Annotated in this window: 24 protein-coding genes; 7 read left to right on the top strand and 17 right to left on the bottom strand. The window is 29.6% G+C overall.

All coding sequences use genetic code 11. From position 1 onward, the window contains the following. Position 1 precedes the first annotated feature (1 nt). Together UXY25_RS04145 and UXY25_RS04140 are read left to right on the top strand one after the other, a co-directional pair. The gene (locus UXY25_RS04145) at positions 2-2,170 is read left to right on the top strand and encodes an endonuclease MutS2 (RefSeq protein WP_320814739.1); all 2,169 of its coding nucleotides are present in this window, start codon (positions 2-4) and stop codon (positions 2,168-2,170) included. Between the two features lie 13 nt (positions 2,171-2,183). Next, positions 2,184-2,606: a thiol-disulfide oxidoreductase DCC family protein gene (locus UXY25_RS04140; protein WP_320814738.1), complete on the top strand. Its 423-nt coding sequence runs from the start codon at positions 2,184-2,186 to the stop codon at positions 2,604-2,606. 48 nt (positions 2,607-2,654) lie between these two features. Here UXY25_RS04140 and UXY25_RS04135 read toward each other — a convergent pair whose 3' ends face one another. Further along, positions 2,655-4,334, bottom strand: coding sequence for a T9SS type A sorting domain-containing protein (locus UXY25_RS04135; protein WP_320814737.1), 1,680 nt, complete (start codon positions 4,332-4,334; stop codon positions 2,655-2,657). Between the two features lie 205 nt (positions 4,335-4,539). Then, on the bottom strand, positions 4,540-5,595 hold the full coding sequence (aroC, locus tag UXY25_RS04130) for a chorismate synthase (RefSeq protein WP_320814736.1): 1,056 nt from the start codon (positions 5,593-5,595) through the stop codon (positions 4,540-4,542). Between the two features lie 118 nt (positions 5,596-5,713). Here aroC and UXY25_RS04125 point away from each other — a divergent pair, with 118 nt between their 5' ends. Further along, positions 5,714-6,496 carry a hypothetical protein gene (locus UXY25_RS04125; protein WP_320814735.1) on the top strand — a complete coding sequence of 261 codons (783 nt, stop codon included), beginning with the start codon at positions 5,714-5,716 and terminating at the stop codon, positions 6,494-6,496. A 50-nt stretch (positions 6,497-6,546) separates the two neighbouring features. Continuing rightward, a complete protein-coding gene (locus UXY25_RS04120; protein ID WP_320814734.1) occupies positions 6,547-7,044 on the top strand; it encodes a hypothetical protein in 498 nt (165 codons plus the stop codon). A gap of 47 nt (positions 7,045-7,091) precedes the next feature. On the opposite strand, the gene UXY25_RS04115 is transcribed toward UXY25_RS04120, so the two are convergent. The 12 genes from UXY25_RS04115 to UXY25_RS04060 form a co-directional block, all read right to left on the bottom strand. Continuing rightward, positions 7,092-7,520, bottom strand: coding sequence for a protease complex subunit PrcB family protein (locus tag UXY25_RS04115; RefSeq protein ID WP_320814733.1), 429 nt, complete (start codon positions 7,518-7,520; stop codon positions 7,092-7,094). Further along, positions 7,520-8,653, bottom strand: a complete 1,134-nt coding sequence (gene bshA / locus UXY25_RS04110) for an N-acetyl-alpha-D-glucosaminyl L-malate synthase BshA (protein ID WP_320814732.1) — start codon at positions 8,651-8,653, stop codon at positions 7,520-7,522. The genes UXY25_RS04115 and bshA overlap by 1 nt, the downstream gene beginning before the upstream one ends. A gap of 65 nt (positions 8,654-8,718) precedes the next feature. Continuing rightward, positions 8,719-9,174 carry a DUF1801 domain-containing protein gene (locus UXY25_RS04105; RefSeq protein WP_320814731.1) on the bottom strand — a complete coding sequence of 152 codons (456 nt, stop codon included), beginning with the start codon at positions 9,172-9,174 and terminating at the stop codon, positions 8,719-8,721. 26 nt (positions 9,175-9,200) lie between these two features. After that, positions 9,201-12,083 (bottom strand): glycoside hydrolase family 3 N-terminal domain-containing protein, encoded by a 2,883-nt coding sequence (locus UXY25_RS04100; RefSeq protein ID WP_320814730.1) that lies wholly within the window; start codon positions 12,081-12,083, stop codon positions 9,201-9,203. Positions 12,084-12,199: 116 nt separating this feature from the next. Next, positions 12,200-12,802: a hypothetical protein gene (locus UXY25_RS04095; RefSeq protein WP_320814729.1), complete on the bottom strand. Its 603-nt coding sequence runs from the start codon at positions 12,800-12,802 to the stop codon at positions 12,200-12,202. Positions 12,803-12,947: 145 nt separating this feature from the next. After that, positions 12,948-13,430, bottom strand: a complete 483-nt coding sequence (locus UXY25_RS04090; protein ID WP_320814728.1) for an ABC transporter ATPase — start codon at positions 13,428-13,430, stop codon at positions 12,948-12,950. 2 nt (positions 13,431-13,432) lie between these two features. After that, the gene (locus tag UXY25_RS04085; protein WP_320814727.1) at positions 13,433-14,038 is read right to left on the bottom strand and encodes a hypothetical protein; all 606 of its coding nucleotides are present in this window, start codon (positions 14,036-14,038) and stop codon (positions 13,433-13,435) included. An 89-nt stretch (positions 14,039-14,127) separates the two neighbouring features. Then, positions 14,128-14,919 carry a (Fe-S)-binding protein gene (locus UXY25_RS04080; RefSeq protein WP_320814726.1) on the bottom strand — a complete coding sequence of 264 codons (792 nt, stop codon included), beginning with the start codon at positions 14,917-14,919 and terminating at the stop codon, positions 14,128-14,130. A 26-nt stretch (positions 14,920-14,945) separates the two neighbouring features. Then, positions 14,946-15,392 (bottom strand): phosphoheptose isomerase, encoded by a 447-nt coding sequence (locus tag UXY25_RS04075; protein ID WP_320814725.1) that lies wholly within the window; start codon positions 15,390-15,392, stop codon positions 14,946-14,948. 33 nt (positions 15,393-15,425) lie between these two features. After that, complete coding sequence (locus tag UXY25_RS04070) at positions 15,426-16,757, bottom strand: (Fe-S)-binding protein (protein ID WP_320814724.1); 1,332 nt, start codon at positions 16,755-16,757, stop codon at positions 15,426-15,428. 10 nt (positions 16,758-16,767) lie between these two features. Then, positions 16,768-17,718 (bottom strand): MlaD family protein, encoded by a 951-nt coding sequence (locus UXY25_RS04065; RefSeq protein ID WP_320814723.1) that lies wholly within the window; start codon positions 17,716-17,718, stop codon positions 16,768-16,770. 34 nt (positions 17,719-17,752) lie between these two features. Beyond that, complete coding sequence (locus UXY25_RS04060) at positions 17,753-18,868, bottom strand: N-acetylmuramoyl-L-alanine amidase (RefSeq protein WP_320814722.1); 1,116 nt, start codon at positions 18,866-18,868, stop codon at positions 17,753-17,755. A gap of 79 nt (positions 18,869-18,947) precedes the next feature. Here UXY25_RS04060 and UXY25_RS04055 point away from each other — a divergent pair, with 79 nt between their 5' ends. The 3 genes from UXY25_RS04055 (at position 18,948) to UXY25_RS04045 (ending at position 22,471) form a co-directional block, all read left to right on the top strand. Beyond that, positions 18,948-21,638 carry a putative LPS assembly protein LptD gene (locus tag UXY25_RS04055; RefSeq protein ID WP_320814721.1) on the top strand — a complete coding sequence of 897 codons (2,691 nt, stop codon included), beginning with the start codon at positions 18,948-18,950 and terminating at the stop codon, positions 21,636-21,638. A 29-nt stretch (positions 21,639-21,667) separates the two neighbouring features. Then, a complete protein-coding gene (locus UXY25_RS04050; RefSeq protein ID WP_320814720.1) occupies positions 21,668-22,048 on the top strand; it encodes a RidA family protein in 381 nt (126 codons plus the stop codon). 69 nt (positions 22,049-22,117) lie between these two features. Beyond that, entirely contained in the window at positions 22,118-22,471 is a 354-nt protein-coding gene (locus UXY25_RS04045) for a lipocalin family protein (RefSeq protein ID WP_320814719.1), read from the top strand. A gap of 143 nt (positions 22,472-22,614) precedes the next feature. Here UXY25_RS04045 and UXY25_RS04040 read toward each other — a convergent pair whose 3' ends face one another. The 3 genes from UXY25_RS04040 to gap are packed head-to-tail and all read right to left on the bottom strand — an operon-like array spanning position 22,615 to position 24,858. Next, positions 22,615-22,998 carry a methylglyoxal synthase gene (locus UXY25_RS04040; protein ID WP_320814718.1) on the bottom strand — a complete coding sequence of 128 codons (384 nt, stop codon included), beginning with the start codon at positions 22,996-22,998 and terminating at the stop codon, positions 22,615-22,617. A gap of 3 nt (positions 22,999-23,001) precedes the next feature. Then, positions 23,002-23,853: a BadF/BadG/BcrA/BcrD ATPase family protein gene (locus UXY25_RS04035; protein WP_320814717.1), complete on the bottom strand. Its 852-nt coding sequence runs from the start codon at positions 23,851-23,853 to the stop codon at positions 23,002-23,004. Next, entirely contained in the window at positions 23,854-24,858 is a 1,005-nt protein-coding gene (gene gap, locus UXY25_RS04030) for a type I glyceraldehyde-3-phosphate dehydrogenase (RefSeq protein ID WP_320814716.1), read from the bottom strand. Between the last annotated feature and the right edge of the window lie 23 nt (positions 24,859-24,881).

The raw sequence follows: 24,881 nt of genomic DNA, 5'->3' as shown, positions 1-24,881 counted from the left end.
AATGATTTCAGTTACCGATAAAACCTTACAAGATTTAGAATTTCATACTATTTTGGAAACCATTTCGAATAGATGCAATACCGAAATGGGAAAAGAAAAAGCCCTAAAAATAATTCCTTTTTCAAATAAAGAGGACTTGATGGCTAACTTAATTCAAACTTCAGAATATGTGGCTTCTTTCGATAATAACAATGCTATTCCAAACCACGGTTTTGAAACTATATCTAACGAATTAAAATTTCTGGGTTTAGAAGAAAGTTATTTAGAAGTAACAGGTTTTAAAAAAATTGCTCACGTAGCAGAAACAGCAATTATTTTGTTACAGTTTCTAAAAAAATTCCATGATTATTATCCTGAATTACATACAAAAGCCGGACAAATAGAAATTAGTAAAGAAATTACTAAAGCAATTGAAAATGTTTTTGATAAATATGGCGAAATAAAAAACAATGCTTCTCCTGATTTAGTAGAAATTAGACGGAACATGCAATTAGTTCGTGGAAAAATCAATCAAAGTTTTGGAAGTGCTTTAACCCAATACAATAGTTCGGGTTATTTAGATGATATTCGAGAATCTGTAGTAGACAACCGAAGAGTTCTTGCCGTTCTTGCTATGTATCGAAAAAAAGTAAAAGGGAGTGTAATGGGTACTTCAAAAACTGGAAGTATTGCATACATTCAACCAGAAGCAACTCTTCGTTATTCTAGAGAATTAAGTGAATTAGAATATGAAGAGAAAGAAGAAATTATTCGTATTTTAAAACTTTTAACAGCTATTATTCGCCCTTTTAAACCAAATTTAGAAGCTTATCAAGGTTTTTTAAGCGACATGGATGTTATTGCTGCTAAAGCAAAATATGCTAATCAAATTAAAGGAATACTACCTGCAATTACAGACCAAAAAAAGTTAATTTTTAAAGAAGCCTTCCACCCTATTTTATTAGTAAATAATAAAGCAAAACAACTACCTGTATATCCTCAAACCATTGAACTCGATCAAGACAATCGAATCATTGTAATTTCTGGGCCTAATGCAGGTGGAAAAACAATTTCGTTAAAAACAGTTGGTCTGTTGCAATTGATGCTGCAATCGGGTATTTTAATTCCAGTACATGAGCGTAGTGAAACTTTTTTATTCGATAGAATTTTAACTGATATTGGAGATAATCAATCAATTGAAAACCAATTGAGTACTTATAGTTACCGATTAAAAAACATGAATTATTTTTTGAAAAAATGTAATTCAAAAACCTTATTTTTAATTGATGAATTTGGAACAGGTTCAGACCCAGAATTAGGTGGAGCACTTGCAGAAATATTTTTAGAAGAGTTTTACGCTCGTGAAGCTTTCGGAATTATTACTACACATTATACCAATTTAAAAATATTGGCAAACGAATTACCTTTTGCTACAAATGCAAACATGCTTTTTGATACACATTCATTAGAGCCTATGTATAAATTACATTTAGGACAGGCAGGAAGTTCATTTACCTTTGAAGTAGCTCAAAAAAACGGAATTCCTTTTGGACTAATAAACCGTGCTAAAAAGAAAATAGAACGTAGTAAAGTTCGTTTTGATAAAACTATTGCAAACCTACAAAAAGAGCGTTCGCAGCTTGAAAAAACTTCGGTAAATTTAAAAGAAGAAGAAAGCAAAGCACGAGAAGAAAGCAAAAAGATGGAAAGTATTAACGCAAAAATTAAAGAAAAATTAGAGCGTTACCAAGAATTATATGATTCAAACCAACGTATTATTGCTATTGGACAAAAAATTGATACACTTTCTGAAATTTATTTTAATAATAAAAATAAAAAAGTCCTAATGGGAGAATTTTTGAAAATGATAGAAATTGAAAATTCAAAACGTAAAAAAATATCGGCTAAAGAATCCAAAAAAATAAAAGTAGAAGAGAAAAAAGTGATTGAAGAAGTTGAAGTTCAAGTTGAAACAATCAGGAAAGAGAAAAAAGAAAAGAAAATTAAAGCTAAACAAATAGAAGAAAACAAACCTCAAGTAGTTTTAAAAGTTGGTGATAGAGTTCGAATGAGTGATGGTAAAGCTGTTGGGACAATTGATAAAATTGAAAAGAAAAAAGTTACTGTAAATTATGGTGTTTTCACTTCAAAAGTTAGCTTAGATGAACTCGAATATGTACAACCCAAATAATTGATTTTGTATTATGGAAATTCAAGATTTACCAATTGATAAAAAAATAATTCTGTTTGATGGCGTTTGTAATTTGTGTGATACTTCCGTTCAATTTATTATAAAACACGATAAAAAAGATTTATTTCGTTTTGTTACACTTCAATCTGAATTAGGGCAAAAAATAGTCAAGCATATTAAAATTGATATTTCAAAAACTGATTCTATAATTCTTTATGAACCTGGTTTATCTTATCATTATAAAGCCGAAGCGGCTCTTTTAATTGCCAGTGACTTATCTGGAATATATTCTTTATTAGGCTATTTAAACTTCATTCCTAATGTTATAAAAAATACTGTTTACGATTACATTGCTAAAAATCGCTATAAATGGTACGGTAAAAAAGAAGCTTGTATGATTCCAACACCTGAATTAAAAGCTAAATTTTTAGAATAAAAAAACGACCAATTTCTTGGTCGTTTTTAATTTAAGATTAAATTAGTCTTAATTTTTTATAATTTTTTTAGTTGCTTTACCCTCGTTTGTTTCTATGTTTACGAAATAAATTCCTGAATTTAAGTCTGAAACATTTATTGATGTTAATGATGAATTTGAAGAAAATTGTTTTACAATTCTTCCATTAACATCTACAATTGTCAATTTAGTATCAGAAGATAATTCATTTTCAATCGTTAAAATATCTATTACTGGATTTGGATAAATTCTAAATTTAGATTCTACAAAACTGTTTGATGATAACAGCTGATCAACTGTGAAATTATCAATAACAATTGCATGAGTTCCTGTTGCAACTAAAGGCGTAAAATTTCTTAGTCCAAAATAATAAACTCCTGTACTTGACGGTGTGAAATTATATGTTTTTAAGGTAAAAGCAGCGCCTGTAACTCCTGTTTCATTTGCAAGAACAGTAGTTTGAGCTGCAGAATTTTGTGCATTTCCAACAGTTAATTGATAACTTCCTGTTGCAGTTGTACCATTTTGATAATTACTTAAATAATAAGTTATTGTTGCTTGTTGTCCAGCTACTAAATTTACACCTCTAGAAAACATCCAGTTATTTGCTGCTGCTGCTGCTGGAGTTACTGAAACTACAGATGAATTTCCGTTTTGAACTAAAGCACCCGGTCCATAATATCCTATCGCCCAATCTCCGGCAAGAGGAGTTACATTTGGGGTAGTCCAACCAATAAAAGGTAAAATTTCTTGTTCGAAACTTGTATTATAAGGAACATTTGTTGCGTTAAATAAAGTTGCAAATGCATAAGGGCCATTCCAAACACTATATCCACTTCCACAATTAGTTCTTACATAAAAATCATATACTGTATTAGCTGATAAGCCAGTTAAATTATATGGTGAAGCTACATTTGTAAAAGTTGTTCCTGTACCTCTTGTGTATCCATACGCACCATATTCAAAATCTACATTTGCGCCACCAGATGGAATCCAAGACAATGTTGAACTTGTTAAAGTATTTCCTCCTTGAACATATTTAACACTTGTTGGTCTTGCACACGAAACAGGTAAACCTAATCTTGTTTCTGGTCTAAAACTAGAAGCTGCAATAGTTGTTGGTGCAACTGTACTTCCAGCAGCTGACATTGCTCCTTTTAAACCATTTGTTAAAGCTGTATTACAATAAGATGTATTAAGACTAGAAACAGGATTAGATAAGTTTTGATAATCATATGCAATGTAAATTGCACCTCCAGTATAAACAAAAGGAGATCCACCTGAGAATGAATAGTTAAATTCACCTGTAGAATTAGGAATAGTAATTGATGCATTACTTACAGTTGTCATTCCAGTGATTGCAGTTGCCCAAGTTGTACTTTTTGTATTTGTTGCATCTGCAGTATTTTGCATATAAAATAATGCATTACCTGTTGTTGTAATATCTTGACCAATTGAATAGGTAAAACCAATACCTGAAATTGACATTCCATTTGTAAAGCCAGCCGCGGTCATTTCAGCTGCTGTAATTATCCAAATACTTCTTGTAACATTTCTTCCTCCTTGAGGTGCTCTTCCGTTTTGTGAATTACCTAGTCCGGTTATAGCAGAGTAATAATCATTTTGAGCATAAAATGATAAGCTGCTTAGAAAACAAATAGATAGAATAACAAACTTTTTGAAATTCTTTTTCAAAGTAATTTTTTTCATATTTTGATGTTTAAAGTTTAATCAAAATTAGATTGAAAAATGACATAAAAAACTACTAATTAGAGAATTACATTAAAATCAAAAAAAGTTATCATAATGTTTTAAAAAAAACATTATTCATTATTTAAAATTAATATTAGTGATTTTAATATTTTTTTAATGACAAAACAGATAAACTCTTTTTATGAAAAAAGAAATCTTTTTCTTACTTTTTATTTAAAATAAATGCATCAGCAATTACCAAAGCCGCCATTGCTTCAACTATAGGAACTGCTCTAGGTAAAACACATGGATCGTGTCTTCCTTTACCTTGTTGCTCTATGAGTTTTCCTTTGTTATCTAATACTTCTTGTTTTTGGATTAAAGTAGCTACTGGCTTAAAAGCAACTCTAAAATAAATATCCATTCCATTACTAATTCCTCCTTGTATTCCACCAGATAAGTTAGTTTTGGTTGTACCGTCTGAGTTATATAAATCATTGTGTTTGCTTCCAATCATTTTAGCACCACAAAATCCACTACCATATTCAAATCCTTTTACTGCATTAATAGAAAGCATTGCTTTTCCTAAATCAGCATGTAACTTATCAAAGACTGGTTCTCCTAGGCCAATTGGTACATTTTCAATTACACATGTTATTGTTCCACCTACTGAATCTCCTTGTTTTTTAATTTCTTTAATAAAATTTTCCATTTTTAAAGCTGTAGCATCATCAGGACAACGAACTGCATTGTTTTCTATTTTAGAAAAGTCTAAATCTTGGTAAGGCTTATCAATAAATATTTCTCCAACAGAAGAAACAAATGCTGTAATTTTAATTTCTGAAATAATTTGTTTTGCTATAGCCCCACCAACTACTCTACATGCTGTTTCTCTTGCAGAACTTCTTCCTCCTCCTCTATAATCTCTTATTCCGTATTTTTTTTCATAAACATAGTCGGCATGACTCGGTCTATAAGTATCTTTAATATCTGAATAATCTTGAGATTTCTGATTTGTGTTTAAAATAGAAAAACCAATAGGCGTACCAGTTGTAATACCTTCAAAAATACCAGAATGAAAAATCACTTCATCTTCTTCTTTTCTTTGGGTAACAATGGTTGACTGGCCGGGCTTTCTTCTTTGCATTTCTTTTTGAATTGCATCAAAATCAATTTTTAAACCAGAAGGACAACCATCAATTATTCCTCCAATAGTATCACCGTGTGACTCTCCAAAAGTTGTTAATTTAAATAGTTTTCCAAAAGTGTTTCCTGACATTTTTAATAATGATTTAATGGTTAAAACAAAAGTACTTAAATAAATTTACTAAATAATTGAATTTATGATCCATCATTATAATTTAAAATAATAGTTATATTAGCTAAAATTATAAATTATGAAAAAAATATACTTGTTAACTATTTTTAGTTTCGCATTATTGTCTTGCACTGTAGACAATGATGATAATTTAGATACTCCGTCAAATTTCCAATTACCAATTACAATAGGAAATTACTGGGTTTATGATGTTGAGGGAGAAGGTGTAATAACAAAAGATTCTTTATTTATATCAAAAGACACATTAATTGGTTCAACAACTTATAAAAAGTTTGAAACTGAAGCTAATTTAGCGACTGGTTTTTATTCTTCGTCATTAAAAAACAACGGAGTAAGAGAATCTCAAAATAAATTATTACTCACAGGTAACTTATCAATAGGAAACGGTCAACTTCCTATAGGATTAGACTTAAGTTTAGTTGATTTTATCATTTTTAAAGCAAATGCTTCTGTGAATGAAACTCTTTCTACTAAGACAGGAGTTCTAAATGAAACTGTTAATGGGTTTCCTTTAATTATTAATTATACTTTAAGATCAAAAGCTGGTGAAAGTTTAACTGTCTTTACTTCTCCAAATACTGATGTTTATAATAATGTAAAGATTACTAAAGTTGTTTTAAATGCTACAATATCAACTACGGTTAGTGGTATTAACATACCTATTATAACTAATCAAGATGTTTTAACATCTTTACAGTATGTAGCAGATGGTATTGGTGTAGTTCATACTAATACAACTATAACTTATACAATTTCACAACTTATTGCAGATCAATTAGGTGTACCTGCAACATCAACACAAGTACAGAACGAGTTTTTAACAAATTATTTAGTACAATAATTTGGTTCTATTGTCGTTTTAAATGTCTAAATTTGTAAAAATAAACTATTATGAAAACAAAAATTTTATCAGCTTTTTTACTACTAGGTTTAGTATTTAGCGTAAACGCACAGGAGATTTCAAAAAATGCACTTGGTTTAAGATTAGGTGATAATGATGGTTTTGGAGGAGAGATTTCTTACCAAAGAGCACTTTCAACTAATAATCGTTTAGAACTTGATTTAGGCTGGAGAAACAGCAAGCATGTTGACGCTTTTAAGTTGACTGGTTTATACCAATGGGTTTGGAATATTGAAGGAGGCTTTAACTGGTACGCTGGTGTAGGTGGAGGACTTGGTTCATGGAGTGTTGATAAAGAATATGGAGATGCAAGTGGTACTTTCTTTTTTGCAGCAGGTGATTTAGGAATTGAATATTTATTTGATTTCCCTCTTCAATTATCTTTGGATATTAGACCTGAATTGTATTTAAATAACAATGGAGACAATCAATTTAGAGAAAATAGTTTCGGTCCAGATATCGCATTAGGAATTAGATACAGATTCTAATTAAATTAGATATATAAAATAAAAAAAGTCCCAAAATGGGACTTTTTTTATTTTATAATAATCTTTTTATATTTAGGTATTGCGACTATACAATAAGGGTTTGTAATTGCTGTTATAACATTTGAATGTTTTTCAGGAGTTAATTCTTTTGCTTTTATATATAATGTCTTTTGCTTTTTCTTTATATAGTCAACATCTATAGAATAGCCTCCAGTGCTACGTTGGCCTAAAAAAAGTATACATACATTATTTGATTTAAAATCTACGTTTAGTAAATTATCAAAATCCGATTCATCAATATTTAATTTTTCAATAGCCGAAATATAATCTTCATTATTTTCAATTAAAAGAAACTCTTTATTTTCAATTAAAGTGTTTTGACCTGAATGCAAAACTTTATAGATAACATTAGATTTATCCATTCCTGATGAACAGCTAAAAAGTGTTATTGATAAAAAGACAAAAAAACATTTCATTATACTTTTTCTTTAATTGCTTTAAAATATAAATCTTCATAAATTGGTAATATATTTTTAATATCAAATTTAGAAGCTTCGTTTAAAGCGTTTTGTTTAAACTTTAATAATTTATCATCATCCGACAAAATTGAAATAGCATTTTTACTCATTTCTTGAACATCACCAACATTACTTAAATAACCTGTAATGCCTTCTCTATTTACTTCTGGCAAACCACCTGAATTACTAGAAATAACAGGAACTCCACAAGACATTGCTTCTAAAGCGGCTAATCCAAAACTTTCTGTTTCTGATGGTAGTAAAAACAAATCAGAATAACATAGTATTTTATCAATTTCATTACTATTACCAAAAAAGATAACTTTACTAATAATACCTAATTCTTCACATAATTTTTCTGCGGCTTCTTTCTCTGGACCTTCTCCTACCATCATTAGTTTTGAAGGAATAGTCTTTTGAATTTCAAAAAATATTTTCACAACATCATCAATCCTTTTTACTTTTCTAAAATTAGAAATATGCGTAATAATTTTTTCGTCTTCGGTTGCCATTAATGATCTATCACAAGGTGATGTTTCATCAATACCTTCTTTGTTGATTTCAATAAAATTATGAATTACTTGTATTTCCTTTTTAATATCTAATAACCTGTAAGTATCTTCTTTTAAACTTTCTGATACACTTGTTACATAATCAGATTTATTTATACTAAAAGTAACTGCGGGCTTATAAAAAGGGTGATTTCCTACCAATGTGATATCGGTACCGTGCAAAGTAGTAATCATAGGTAAATGTATTCCTTCTTCTGCAAGCATTTGTTTAGCCATATATCCTGCATATGCATGAGGAATTGCATAGTGTACATGCAAAACATCAATAGAGTGTAATTTAACCATATCAACCAATTTGCTTGATAGTGCTAATTCATAAGGTTGATAATGAAACAAGGGATATTCGGGCACATTTACTTCGTGATAAAATATATTTTTATTCAATAAAGCTAAACGTACTGGCTGACTGTAAGTTATAAAATGAATTTCGTGTCCTCTTTTCGCTAATTCAGAACCTAATTCTGTAGCTACTACTCCACTTCCGCCAAATGTTGGATAACAAACAATTGCAATTTTCATTTTTATACTATTTTTCTTTAAAATTAAGATTTTAAAATATGCTTTGCCTTTAAATAATAGTTAAATTATTTTTTAAATGCAGTTTCATACGTTTTAATCCAATCTTGAACACTTATTTTTTTAACTAGTTCACCAATTAATTGAAAAGGAATATCTTCTGCTTTTTTAAAACGCATACAACTTTTACCTATATCTAATTTCTTCTTAGAATATTTTGGATATTCCAATACAAACCAATCATAAAGCTCTTTATTAGCATAAATGCCCATATGATAAAAGTTTATACTGTTTTTTTGAGAAGCAAAACTCATAAATGGCAAAGGTAATTTCGTGTCGCAATGATATCCTTTTGGATAAATACTATGTGGAACGTAATAGCCAATCATACCATAACTCACTCCCTCTTCAAACCCATTTGGTAAATTATCCAAAATGGTTTTTCTTAACAAGTTTAATGCTGATTTTCTCTCTTCGGGAACTTCAATTAAATATTCAGTTGGAGATTGAGCTGTTGATGTCATAATTCATTTCTTATAAAGTTAAAAAATTATTCAATAATAGCTTCATAAATCACTTTTTGAATTTTTTCCCTTATGTTGTTTTTTGATAGATTATTTGTCTTAGCCTCAGGATATGTTCTATTCGATAAAAATATATAAACAATTTCTTTTTCTGGATCTGTCCAGGCCATAGTACCTGTAAAACCGGTATGACCAAAACTTGTTAATGAAACACAACCACATGTAGGACCAGCTTCTCCTAACTGAGGTTTGTCAAAGCCAAGCCCTCTTCTATTTCCTTCTTTACAGAAATAACATCTATTAAATACATCCATAGTCTCTTCAGAGAAAAACTCATGTCCGCCATAAGTTCCTTTTTGTAAAAACATTTGCATCATTTTAGCAACGTCTAACGCATTTGAAAACAAACCAGCATGACCAGAAACACCACCTTGCATAGCTGCACCCATATCGTGAACATATCCTTGAACTTTTGTATATCTATAGTAATTATCAATTTCTGTTGGAGCAATATAACGCATATCAAATTTTCTCAACGGATTATATGTCATTGATCTTGTTCCTAAAAAAGAATAAAAATTATCATCAGCAAGTTCGTCAAGTGTTTTTGAAGTAATACGTTCTAGATATTCTTTCATTAATATAAATGAAAAGTCACTGTATTTGTATTCTTTTTTAGGCAATAACTCACTATCTGCAATTACTTTCATGATAGTGTCGTTATAATCTTTTCTTAAAAATAAATTTTCAGAAACTTGTATTGAAAACTCATCAGTATACGTTTTTCTATAATATTTTTCAGCCGGAAATCCAGCACTATTTAATGTAGCTTTATAAAAAGGCTCCCAAGGTTTAAGTCTTGCTTGATGCGTAAGTAAATCTAAAAATGTAATATTTGCTTTATTAGTTTTCTTAAAAATGGGCAACATTGTACTTAGTTTAGTGTCTAACTTAATTTTTCCTTTTTCATATTGAACCATTAAATTAGGTAATGTTGACAAAATTTTAGTTAATGATGCCACATCGTATAAATTAGTGTTTTCAACTTTATCTTTATTCTCATATGTCATGTACCCAAAAGACTTTTGATAAACTACTACTCCTTTTCTAGCTACAATAATTTGTGCACCTGGAGTCATTTTATTTAAAATTGCATAATTTGCAATACTATCAATTTTAGCAAGAGTTTTAGAGCTCATCCCTACGTTTTCTGGCACACCAAAAGCCAATCTATTTAAATTTTGAGTAACTATTCCATCGTTTACTTCAAAATTATCATTTATAGAAACCGGTAATTTCCCTTTTGCACTTTTAGAGCCAAAAATAATGTCAGCAGCTGTTATTTGAGCAATGTCATTATTCTGGTAAGCCAAAACAACACTTTCAATTGCTGAAAAATTCTTGATATTTAATAACGAGTAAGGTTTTGTGAAAAATGTTACAATAGTCTTTTTTTGCTTAGCGATACGATCTATCCAAAGCAATTCTTTAAAGCTTAAATCATGATTTTTCCATGCTCCATCAGCTTTATGATAACCTACAATAACTTTAGTGTAATTTTCTAAAAGAACTAATAGTTCATCTAAATCATCTGATTTAATTTCGGTTACTTCTGTGTATTTATTAAGAGATTTTACAAAAGTATCTGAATAATCGTTTCCAATACTTACATAAGCAATCTTCTCCTTTTCAATTTTCTTTATAGGAACTATTTTATCTTTATTCGTAAGAATTGTTATTGCATTTTCATATAAATCAAAATTTAAAGCGTCAAATTCAGGTTTATTTAAATCTTCAACAAGATTATTAATATCTATAGACTTATAATTGTTTAATCCTGTTTTATATTTATAATTTAATATCTTTTTTACTGAAAACGCTATTCTCTCTTCAGACAACTTACCCTCTTTAAAAGCTAATTTAAATTTTTCAACCGCTAACGGAACATTTTCTGCAAAAAGTAAAATATCATTACCTGCTAAGAAAGCCTCTAAATCAATATCTCCAGGTTGTTTAAAATTACTAGCTCCTTTCATATTTAAGGCATCTGTAAATATTAAACCTTTAAACCCTAAATCATTTTGTAAAATATCAGTTACAACATTATACGAAATTGAAGTTGGATACCCTTTTCGAGGTTCTAAACTTGGAATATCTAAATGGGCTACCATTATACTTGATAAACCATTCTTTATAAGTTCTTTATAAGGATACAGTTCTACATCATTTATTCTTTTCTTATCAAATTTTACGACAGGTAAAGTATGATGGGAATCTGAAGAAGTATCACCATGACCAGGAAAGTGCTTTGCAGTTGCAAATAAACCTTCGCTTTGAAACCCTTTCATTAATGCTACTGCTCTTTCTGCAACATTGAATTTATCTTCACCAAATGATCGATTACCAATAATAGGGTTATTTGGATTAGTATTAATATCAACAACAGGTGCAAAATTAAAATGTATTCCCATACGTTTTGATTGTTGTCCCATTTGTTGTCCCATTTTCTCAATAAGACTTAAATCTTGAACTGCTCCAAGAGTCATATTCCAAGGGTAACGATAAGTAGAATCTAATCGCATACTTAAACCCCATTCTGCATCAATTCCTACAAATAAAGGCACTTTTGATTGTGATTGATATCTATTGGTTAATTTCGCCTGACGAACTGGTCCACCTTGAAAAAAGATTAATCCACCAATTTTATATTTAGAGATTAATTCATCAATAGATTTGTTATGTGCTTCGTTTTTATTTGAATAAGCGGCAACCATAAATAATTGACCTACTTTTTCTTCAAAGGAAAACTGATTGTAAACACTGTCTACCCATTTTTCTTGAATTAAAGTTGATTTATTTTGAGCTGAAATGAACTGTGATAATAATAGAAACGTGAGTATATGTCGCATAGAATATTTCATTAAAAAAAATCATCATTAGTAATCCTAATGATGATTTCAAAGATATAAATTTTTAAAGAATATTGTTGCTAAATATGGTTTTGAGCGCATATCTTATAATAAATTTAACTTCTTACATTTATAATTAACCATTTTTTTGTTACTCCATCGTAAACCAATTCTACTGTACCAATACCATTGGTTTGTGTTCCAGAACCTAAATCATCTATAGAATTGATTGGGTTTGAAGACATTAAATGGTCTACTTTCATATTTGCAGTACTCGTATTGTAAATAATAATATGTCTGCCATCTGTCCCTCCTTTTATTCCTCTTATGGTAAAATTCATAGCCGAACCAGTATTTAACCTAAAAATAACTTTATCTAGATTGACACCACCTACGTTTAACTCTAAATTATCAAAAACTTGATTAACAACAATTACTGGTAATGGAATATCAACAATTCCATAGTTTCCAGAATTAGCACTTAAAACGTTACTCTTTAATGTTAAGTTTTCACCAACTAAAATATCTGAAACCGTGCCTTGAGCACAAGTTCCAGCTAGTTTAGTTGTAATAGTTGTATTATTTGTATTTGTAACTCTTAATGTTCCTTCTATATGAAGTGTTTCTTGAGGAGATGTAGTATTTATACCAACCTGAGAAACTACGAATTGTGTATTACTTATAAATAATATTACACATAAATAGTAGATTTTTTTCATAATGTTAGTTTTAAAATTATTTTTAAATTTAACACTATAAAACACGAGCATCCTAATTAAAGCTTAATTTTTCGACAAATACAGCAAAAAAATCGATTAAATGATGAAAATTAATCAATATTTTAACATTTAACCTGCTGAATTACTAAAAGAATCTACTATGCCAACTTTCACTGGCAGGTACTTCCCAAAAATCTTCCCACTCTTCAATAGTGTTAACTAAATTATTAAAAACTATGGTTGATGGAGATACTGATTTAGCTTTAGCCATCTTTTTAAAATCAATTAACGACTTATAGGCAATATATTCGCCCGTTTTAAAAGTCACATTCATTCTATCCATTAAGTCTACACTGAATCTTTGTTCCAATGATTGAATAAACTGAACTGAAGCATCTATTGAACAGCCTGTAACAGCTTGAACATCTTGATTAACAGCTATGATTATGAATCTTTCATATTTTAATAAATAAGAAGCCTCTAAACCTTGTCCATGAGCTGACCAAGATTCAATAAAAGTATTTAAACTTTCTTCAATTTCGGTTATTTCTGATTCAGAAAATTTTCTGTCAGATTGATAAACCCAAATTCGAGATTCTATAGGTAATGTTGAAAACTCTACAAACATTATTATTTTTTTATGATATCTGAAACTATTTTATAAGTCACAAATTTTTTGATTTTAGCATCGAACATTTCTAACTCGTAATAATATACATCTACTACATCATTGGATTTTAGAATGTTTTCTGTAAGTAAAAATGAATTGTCAAAATTGTTTAATAAAATAAATTCTACCGTTTTACCAGAAGTTTCCTTAATTGAAAAAGTAATAAACTGTTCTGACTTTACTTGAAAAAAATTTCCTGTGATTAATGGTTCTTCTTCAATAATTTCTTCGTCTGCTTCTTCATCATCAATATTGTCCATTACTAATTTCAAAAAAGCTGGACATTCAGTAGCCATTTTCATACCAACATCTCTTCCTAGTGCTTCCATTTTTGTGTTATCACCAATAACGTTTTTACCATAATACTTTTCAATATCCTTTTCATATTTATTAAAATCCTCTAGCATACATAGTCCTAAAGTTAATTCTAGATTTTCTTTAGTGATTTCTTTTTTTGTTATGCACTCACAGGTCCCATTTGAAATTTTAGAAATCAACTGTTCTTTAGTAAGTTTTTGAGCAAATAATGATTGAGTAATAAATAATAAAACAATAATTTTTTTCATCTGTAATAGTTTTTTTTTTAAAGGTCGTATGGTATGCAATTATATTAGTGTTTACTTACGAAAACTCATTAATAATAGCGATTTTATAATTATAAATCCTGTGCGTTAGCAATTAATTCGGCTATGTCTAATACTTTGACATTAGCTTCTTTTTCTTTAAATTTAACACCGTCTGTCATCATTGTATTACAGAATGGGCAACCTGTAGCAATAATCTCAGAAGTTGTCTCCATTGCATCTTCTGTGCGTTCAATATTTATTTCTTTGTCTCCAGGTTCTGCATCTTTAAACATTTGAGCACCCCCAGCTCCACAACATAATCCATTTGCGCGAGAACGTTTCATTTCAACCAACTCAGCATCTAATTTTTGAATTAAATCCCTTGGAGCTTCATATACATTATTAGCTCTACCTAAATAACAAGGATCATGAAAAGTGATTCTTTTACCTTTAAACTGCCCTCCTTCAATAGTCAATCTACCGTCATCTAAAAGAGATTTTAGAAATTGTGTGTGATGTACAACTTCATATTGACCGCCTAACTCAGGGTATTCGTTTTTTAAAGTATTAAAACAATGAGGACAAGCTGTAACAATTTTTGTAACTTCATAAGCGTTCATGACTTCAATATTGGTCATTGCTTGCATTTGAAATAAAAATTCATTTCCTGCTCTTTTTGCTGGATCACCAGTACAAGACTCTTCAGTTCCTAAAACTGCGAAAGGAACATTTGCACGGTTTAAAATTCTAACAAATGCTTTTGTAATTCTCTTTGCTCTATCATCAAAACTTCCAGCACAACCAACCCAAAACAAAACTTCCGGTTTCTTGCCTTCCGCCATCATTTCCGCCATTGTTGGCACAATTAAATTTTCAGCCATTTTATTCTTTTTTATATTATAAAAAACTAAATTTTATTCTCGTCATCAAAAACTTGAATTGTAACTTCTTTTTCTATTAAATCTGTAAATTTTCCATTAAAACGAGTTGCCTTAACTAAATGATTATCAATCCAATGATAATTTCCTCCTCGTGGTTTTCCCATAACCATTCCATGAAATTTAAATCCATGTTTATTTAACCAATTTTCTGTAACAACTCTATGTTCTTCTGTTCTTGAAGTAAAAAAACATATAACATGTCCTTCATTGTACCATTTATTTAATGTAGCTAAAGCATCTGGGTAAACATTTGCAGTAGCCATTCTTTCTGGTTCTTCATTTGGAATATCGTCACAAATTGTTCCGTCAATATCAATTAGATAATTTTTAATTCCTTCTGGTAAAACAGGACTTAAATGCTCTCCATTTTCAGATATTGCTTGCAATTTACTGTCAATTTCTTCTTTTTTCATTCTGTATTGTTGTAGTTGTTTTGTAGTTATTTTTTAATCTTCTGATTTCCAATTTAAACGATCCATTTGGTTGTATTGCCATGGAGCTCCGTTATTTTCTATATTAGTCATCATACCATTCAATTCCATTGGAGCTGCACTTTGTTCCATTACTAAATAACGACGCATATCCATAATAATAGATAATGGGCTAATATTTACCGGACATTCTTCTACACAAGCATTACATGATGTACAAGCCCATAGTTCTTCTGGAGTTATAAAATCATTTAGTAATGATCTACCGTCTTCTATAAAAGTTCCTTTATTTGCATCAATATTTTTACCTACTTCTTCTAATCTATCACGAGTATCCATCATGATTTTTCGAGGAGATAATTTTTTCCCTGTTTGACTTGCTGGACAAGATGAAGTACAACGACCACACTCTGTACAAGTATAAGCATTCAATAACTGAACCCAGTTTAAATCTTGAACATCTGAAGCTCCAAATTTTGCAGGAACAGCGTCTGGGTTTGCCGGTGCTGCAAATGGATCAGCAGTAGGATCCATCATCATCTTTACTTCATTTGTAACACTTTCTAAATTATCCAATTTCCCTTTTGCATTTAAATCCGCAAAGTAAGTATTTGGGAAAGCTAATAATATGTGTAAATGTTTAGAGAAATATAAATAATTTAAGAATACTAAGATACCTGATATATGCAACCACCATGCTCCTCTTTCAATTAAAAAAACAAGATTATTACTCATTCCATTAAACATTGGAGCAATAAATTGAGAAATTGGAAAACTCCCTGCTTGATGATAATGTCCAAAACCACCATCTACAAATTGTAAATGTAAATCGGCCGCGTTCATTATTAAGAATAATGACATTAATACCACCTCAAAATAAAGAATAATATTACCATCTTTTTTGGGAAACCCTTCCATTTCTGGGTTCATGAAACGTTTTAATTTTATTATATTTCTTCTTATCCAGAAAACAATAACTGCAACTAAAACTAAAAAGGCAAGAACTTCAAATGAACCAATTAAAACATCATAAGCAATCCCTAAGAATGAAAATACTCTATGAGTTCCAAATAAACCATCTATAATGATTTCAAGAACTTCAATATTTATAACAACAAATCCAACGTATACAATAATATGTAAAATACCAGCAACGGGTCTTTTTATCATTTTAGATTGCCCAAGTGCAATCATAGCCATATTCTTCCAACGTTCAGAAGAATTATCTTTTCTGTTTACATCTTGACCAAGTTTGATATTTCTAATTAGTTTTTTTACATTACTTGCAAAATAACCAGCTCCAATTATTAAAATTACAGCAAATAAAATATTATCTAAATAACTCATAAAGTATAAATTAATTTTTAGCTTTTTCTTTTGGTTCTACATAAGGCTTATTCTTTTTGCCAAATACAGAAACATTGATATATCGTGTAGGGTTTAATCTTAAATCTTGTAAAAGCAGCTCTAATTCACTTGAAGCTTTGGTGAAATTGGTATACATGGCTTCATCTTTCATTAATTTACCCATAGTTCCATTTCCTTTCTCCATATCAGCTAAAAGTTTATCGACATTAGCTAATGTTTTTTCTAGATTTCTAACGGTTTGCCCAAAATTAGCTGAAGACAATGAATCTGAAATTTTAGCAAAATTTGCAACTGTTTTATCTAAATTAGTAAAAGTACCATCTAGCTTAGATTTATTTTTTGACAATAATTCATTAAGGCTTTTTGATGCACCACTAAACTCGGTAATTGTTTTATTCAATTCAGAAATCGAATTTTTTAGATTTAATTTTGCTTTTTCATCAAGAACATCATTTACGCCTGCAAATAAAGTATTAGCATTATCTAATAATTTTTCAATCTTATCTTTTAAAGGCACTATTTGTTCTGCCAATGCATCTGTTAGTCCTAATTTAGTTGAAGATTTTAAATAATCGCCAGATTGAAGGAGTTGAGCATCTGAATCATTAGGTATAATAATAATTTCTTTCCCTCCAAGTGGAGATGAACCTGATAATTCTGCTATGCTTGATTTTGAAATTGGGTAATTTGAAGTAATAGATATCTCTACTAATACTTTTTTATTTTCAAGAAAATCATATGAATTGACTCTTCCAACAGTAACACCTTTAAGCTTTACAGAAGACGAAGGTTCTAGACCTTCAACTGAATCATATACAACGTATATTTTTTTACTTGTATCAAATAAATTTTTACCCTTTAAAAAATTATATCCCCAATAGAACAATAAAATGGAACATATAACTAATACTGCGGTTTTAATTTCTCTTGTTAATTTCAAAACTTTCTATTTTTAACAAAAATAAAACTTTATTTTATTTAATTGCCTCAGAAATGCTTATTTTTAATCCATCTTTATAAGCAACTAAAAAAGCGGAGTTATATCCTTTTTCTTTTGCATCAGCTAATCTTAGTTTAGCTTGATCATAACTATTCTCATTTCCATAAAAATACTTGTATAATTTACCAGATTGCTCAATAGAAACATCGTTCAAGCCTTTAAAATTAGATGCTGAAGTATCTAATTTTGTTCCACTTGCAGAAATTTGAACTTTAAAAACAATACCTTTTGTCGAAACTGTCTTTACAACTGGTTTGTTTTCGTTTATCGGTTTTACTTCATCATTCTTTACTTCGATATTTACGTTTGGAGTTGAACTTGGATTAAAATATTCCTTCTTATAAGCTAAAATAGCATCTGCAATTGCTTTTGCAACTTTATCTTGTCCCTCATCTGAATTTAAAAAATTTCCTTCATCTACATTTGAGATAAATCCTATTTCAATAAGTACACTTGGCATATAAGAAGCATCTAAAACCCATAATGGCGCTTGTTTAACACCTCTATCTTTTCTATTTAAAGTATTTGTGAAATTTTCTTGCACTTTAGCAGCTAAATCTATACTTTGATTTAAATATTCTTCTTGTAAAATTTTAAGGCCAATAAGAGTTTCTGGCTTGTTAGGATCAAAACCATTGTATTTTTCCTTATAATCTTTTTCTAATAGGATTACCGAGTTTTCATTTTTTGCCACATCTAAATTGGTTGTACTACGAGTTAAACCCATAACAAAAGTTTCTGTTCCGTAAGGACCAAAACTTTTTACACCATTACAATGTATAGAAACAAATAAATCAGCATCGGCTTTATTCGCATTATTTGCTCTATCTTTTAATTCTACAAAAACATCAGTCTTTCTAGAATAAACAATTTCTATTTCAGTGTCTTTATCTAGCAAATCCCCTACTTTTAAAGTTGTAGACAAAGCAATTTTCTTTTCAATATTGCCATGATAAACCGTTCCATAATCCTTACCACCATGGCCTGCATCTAAAACAATTTTAAACTTAGATTTAGATTGCGCATTAATTTGGTTCGAAAAAACGAATGAAATACTTAGAAGAAATACTTTAAAAAAGCAGTTTTTCAAAAATTTCGTATTATTAGTTTTTAGTAGCATAGTTATAATTTTATTAAAATCTTATTTTTGCAAAAAAATATATGTAAGTTTGACACTTCAAAAAGTGAGCCAAATTTTTACAAAAATACTATTATTAGCATTGCATACAAAGTTATTTCATATCGTTTTATTAGCAATTTTTCTAACAATTAGAATTTCACCTATTTATTCTCAAGAAATTCCTAAAAATGAATCAGTTAGCATTACTGAATTAGGTGTTGAAGAAACAAAAGTTTCAATTGATAAAGACTCAATAAAAAAGAAAAAGAATATTTTAGAAGATATTGTTAAAAGAAAAGCTGTTGATTATGAAAAAATGGATCAAGTTAAAAAACAGCTTACTTTATACAACCAAGCAGAACTTTACTACACAGATATCGAACTAAAAGCGGGTATTATTGTTTTAGATTATGAAAAAAGTGAAGTTTATGCAGGAAGAATTAAAGATAGTGCAGGAAATTATACTCAATATCCTATTTTTAAACAAGGAAGTAATATAATTGAACCCGATTCTATTCGTTTTAATTTTAAAACCAAAAAAGCTTTAGTTTGGAATTCTAGAACCAAACAAGGTGAAATGAATATTAAAGCTGAAATTTCTAAAAGAGAAAATGATTCTGTTTATTTTATGAAAAATGCACGAATCACTACTTCTAAAAATATTGAAGACCCTGAATATTATTTTTTAGTTAGAAAAGTAAAATTTGTACCTAAGAAAAAAGTAGTTGCTGGTTTAACGAATTTAGTAATTGCGGATGTCCCTACTCCTATAGGATTACCATTTGCTTATTTTCCAATGACAGAAGAAAATACTTCAGGTTTTATTTTACCTACACCAGGTCAATCAAATAGACAAGGTTATTTTTTACAAAATGGAGGATATTATTTTGCGCTAAGCGATTATTATGATTTAGCTGTTTTAGGAGATTATTACACTAACGGAAGTTATGGACTACGTTTTGAAAGTAGTTACGCAAAACGTTATAAGTTTAATGGTAGAGCAAATTTTAGATTTGAAAATAATATACAAGGTGAAAAAGGATTCCCAGACTATGTTAAATCTAAACAATACAATCTTCAATGGTCACATAGTCAAGACACTAAAGCATCTGCAAATTCAAGATTTTCTGCTTCAGTTAACTTAGGAAGTAGTCAGTATTTTAGACAATCAGTTAATTTAGCCAACATTGGGTCAGGACTAAACAATAACTTAAGTTCTTCGGTTGCTTATCAAAAAACATTTCAAACAGTACCTCAGGTAAACTTATCATTATCAGCGACACATAATCAAAATACAAATACTGGAATTATTAATATGACGCTTCCAACACTTCAGGCGAGTGTTGACAGGATATTCCCTTTTGCTCCAAAAGATGGGATTAAAAAAGGTTTTATTAAAAATATTAACTTTCAGTATAATTTAAGAGGAGAAAACAGAATATCGACGCAAGATTCTTTATTCTTTAAACCACAAATGTTTAGAGACGCTAAGTCTGGCTTTCAACATTCAATTCCATTAAGTACCAATTTTAAAATATTTAAATATTTTAGTGTTACTACTGGTGCTAGTTATAATGAAGTTTGGGCTTTTAACACAATAGATAAATATTTTAGTTCTACTGAAAACAAAGTTATAACTGAAGATTTAAAAGGTTTTGATAGTTTTAGAACCTATAATTTTAATGCAAGCGTAGGTACAACAGTTTACGGAACTTTTAAATTTGGAGAAGATAAAAAAATTCAAGCCATTAGACATGTAATGCGTCCAGGTGTTTCTTATGGTTATACTCCTAGTTTTGAAAGATATTATGACACTTATGCAATTGATGCTACTGGAAACACTTATCAAGATTTTACAAGGTTTGAAGGTGGTATATTTGGCTCACCTGGTTTAACAAACTCTAATAATTTAGGTTTTTCATTAAGTAATACATTTGAAGCAAAAGTAACTGATAAGGAAAGTAAAGACGGAACTCCTAAAAAAGTAATGTTATTGAACAACTTAAATTTTTCTGCTAGTTATAATATTGCAGCTGATTCTTTACCATGGTCTCCAATGCGAGTAAGCGGTGGAACTCAGTTTTTTAAAAATAAAATGAATGTTAATTTTGCAACTACACTAGACCCTTATGCAATTGATAATTCAGGAAAAAGAATAGAAACTTTCAATATAGATAATGGAGGTAGTTTATTTAGAATGACAAGCACAAACATGACCTTGAATTATAATTTTTCTAGTAACGATACTAAAAAAACAAAAAAATCTGAACAAACATTGCAAAACGGAGGAAGAGAAGATGATTTATTTGGTACTGGTGTAGATTTAAGTAATAGCAATCAAAGTCTTTTTAACAAAGATGAAGATGAAAAAAGTGATTCTAAAGGAGATGAATGGTACAATACTAAGCTACCTTGGGATTTACGTTTAGCTTATTCTGTAACTTATAATAATAGTAATCGACAAGATGAAATTGTTTCAAATTCATTAATGATGTCGGGAAATATTGAATTGGCACCAAGATGGAAAGTTGGTTTTTCATCTGGTTATGATTTACAACAACAAGGTGTTACTTTTACCCAATTGCGATTTGAAAGAGATTTAGAAAGCTGGAGAATGAGCTTTAATTGGGTTCCTTATGGTACAAATACGTATTGGGGATTCTTTATTGGAATTAGTTCTTCTGTCTTGAGCGATATTAAGTGGGAAAAACGTCAATTACCAGATAGAGTTTTCCAATAAAATTCAGCAACTACTTATTTATACATATCATGAAAAAAATAATCTTTACAGAAAATGCTCCTGCTCCTATTGGACCATATAACCAAGCTGTATTAGTAAACAATACTTTATATACTTCAGGACAAATTGCAATTCATCCTCAAACAAACGAATTGGTTTTAGACACTATCGAAAATGAAACCAAACAAGTTATGGAAAACATGAAAGCAGTTTTAGAAGCTGCTGAAATGAATTTTAGTGATGTTTTTAAGGCTACAATATTTATAAGTGATATGAATAATTTTGCAAGAATAAATGCTGTTTATGGTGCTTATTTTGATGAAAAAACAGCTCCAGCGAGAGAAACGGTTGAAGTGGCTTGTTTACCTAAAAATGTGAATGTTGAAATTTCTATGATTGCTTGTAAGTAATTTTATAATTCATATATATAAGTTAGCAGAAATTGTAAAAACAGCATATAATATCAAAATTTGTAATAAATGAAAACAATCATTTTAGTATCGCTTTTTTTTCTCCAATTTCAAACTTCCGATTTAGTTGGAAAATGGAGTTTTTCTAAATTTGAACCTAGTAAAAATTTGGATAATGAATCGAAAGCTATAGCTAGTAATGCATTTTCAAAATTCTCTTTTGAATTTAGAAACGATGCCACATACGATATGAATAAAAGCCGTAAAAAAGAAAGTGGAACATGGAAAACAGAAGCAGGTTTTATAGTAACAACAAATTCTGATGGATTTACTGATAAAATTAAATTTATCCAAAAACATAAAGATACATTAAGACTTGAAATTGAAGCAGGTGATTTTATAGTGTTCAATAGAGCTCAGTAAAATACTTCTGCTAACAGTAGTTAAAAGTAAAAGCTAAGATAAACCGCATACTTCCGAATTTTTTCCAAAAATTTAAAAGTTGACGCTAAATTTTTTTAATGAGATTCTTCCATCTTCAGAATGACAAAACAAGCTCAAAAAAACTAATCTAATTGTAAAGCATTTAAAAGCATTTGAGCACTCGCTTCATTTGTAGCCAAAGGAACATTGTGTACATCACAAATACGAATTAACATCGAAATATCGGGTTCGTGTGCATGACTCGAATTTGGGTCTTTAAAGAATAAAACCATTTTCGTTTTACCTTCTGCTACTCTAGCTGCAATTTGTGCATCGCCTCCTTGTGGTCCTGAAAGCATTTTTTTTACTTTAATTCCAACAGACTCAACTTTGCTTCCAGTTGTTCCTGTAGCAATTAGCTTAATGTTTTCTTCAATAAGAATATGCTTGTTTTTATTCAAAAACTGAACCATATCTGCTTTTTTTCCATCGTGCGCAATTACTGCAATCTCAAATTTTTTAATCATTACTTATGCGGTTAAAACATGATAATTTATTAAACCTTCTGTAGGTTTTTTGTACACATTGCCTATTTGTAATCCTTGTGACTGTAATGCTCTAGTCAATTCATCTTTTAAATAAAAAGCAATAGAACCAATAAAATGTACTGGAACTTCTTTAGCATTCTCAAATTGTAAAATATAGTGTTGGATGAATAATTGAATTTCTTCATCGATGTATTTTTTACAAAAAGGATTGTTTTTATGTGTTATTAAAAACTTTGCAAAAGAAGCTAAATACGCATTTGGATTCGCTTCTTTATACAGTTTGTTTTTTATAAAATCGGGATCTAAGTTATACTCTTCCTCTAGTTTTTTTCTTAAATCTAATGGCATTTCATTAAAATAGTATCCACGAATAATGTGTCTACCAAAACGATTTCCGCTGCAATCGTCCATAGCAATATAACCTAATGATTGTACTTTTTGATGTAATTTTTCTCCATCAAAATAACTGCAATTAGAACCTGTCCCAAGAATACAAACTATAGCTTTTTCGCCTTTAGGTGTTGTTCCATAAACTGCTGCATAAGTATCTTCATATACTTGTATTTCAGCATTTTGAAAATAATTTTGCAACAATTCTTTTAAGAATAATTTCATTCTATCGGTTCCGCAACCTGCACCATAAAAGAACACACTTGAAACTTTGTTTTTATTAGTTGAAATTGATTCAGCAGCATTTAAACGCTCAATAATTTCATTTTCCGTTAAAACTTCTGGATTTAAACCTAATGTTGCAGCTGTAAAAAGCACTGAACCATTATTATCTACTGCAATCCAATCGGCTTTTGTAGAGCCGCTATCAACTAATAATTTCATTTATTTTAAATTAGAAATATGAATAGATAAATCTACTAATTTACTTGAATAACCGTATTCATTATCGTACCAAGCAACAATTTTGAAAAAAGTACTGTTTAAACCAATTCCTGCTTTTGCATCTACAATTGAAGTTCTTGGGTCAGAATTAAAGTCAGTTGAAACAACATCTTCTTCAGTATAACCAAGAATTCCTTTCATTGAAGTTTCAGACGTTTTCTTTAAAACCGCCATAATTTCTTCGTAAGTCGTTTCTTTAGCAACTTTTACTGTTAAATCTACTACCGAAACATCAGCTGTTGGAACACGCATTGCCATTCCTGTTAACTTTCCATTTAATTCTGGAATAACTTTTCCTACTGCTTTTGCAGCACCAGTTGAAGCTGGAATAATATTTAATAACGCTGAACGACCGCCTCTGAAATCTTTTTTAGAAGGTCCGTCAACTGTTAACTGTGTAGCTGTTGTTGCATGAATAGTTGTCATTAAAGCTTCAACAATTCCGAAATTATCATTGATAACTTTTGCTAAAGGCGCTAAACAATTTGTTGTACAAGAAGCGTTTGAAACAATCATATCAGTTGCTTTTACACTTTCATGATTTACACCCATTACAAACATTGGAGCATCTGCAGAAGGAGCTGAAATGACTACTTTTTTAGCACCACCATTAATATGGTATTGTGCTTTTTCTAAAGTGGTGAAAATTCCAGTACATTCGGCAACGATATCAGTCTCTACTTCATCCCATTTTAAGTTGTTTGGGTCTTTTTCAGCAGTTACTCTTATGTGTTTGTTATTTACATATAATTGGCCGTCTTTAACTTCTACATCGCCTGCGAATCTACCATGAACAGAATCAAACTTTAATAAATAAGCTAAATGATCTACATCTAATAAATCGTTGATAGCAACTACTTCAATATTATCTCTGTTTAAAGTTTCTCTAAAAACAATTCTTCCTATTCTTCCGAATCCGTTTATTCCTAATTTAATTTTTGACATTTTATTTTTTTTAATTGTTAATT

It is taken from the genome of Flavobacterium sp., assembly GCF_034111225.1.
Classification (GTDB): domain Bacteria; phylum Bacteroidota; class Bacteroidia; order Flavobacteriales; family Flavobacteriaceae; genus Flavobacterium.
Note: the sequence above shows the minus strand (reverse complement) of the source record. Positions and strands in the feature narration are given on the sequence as shown.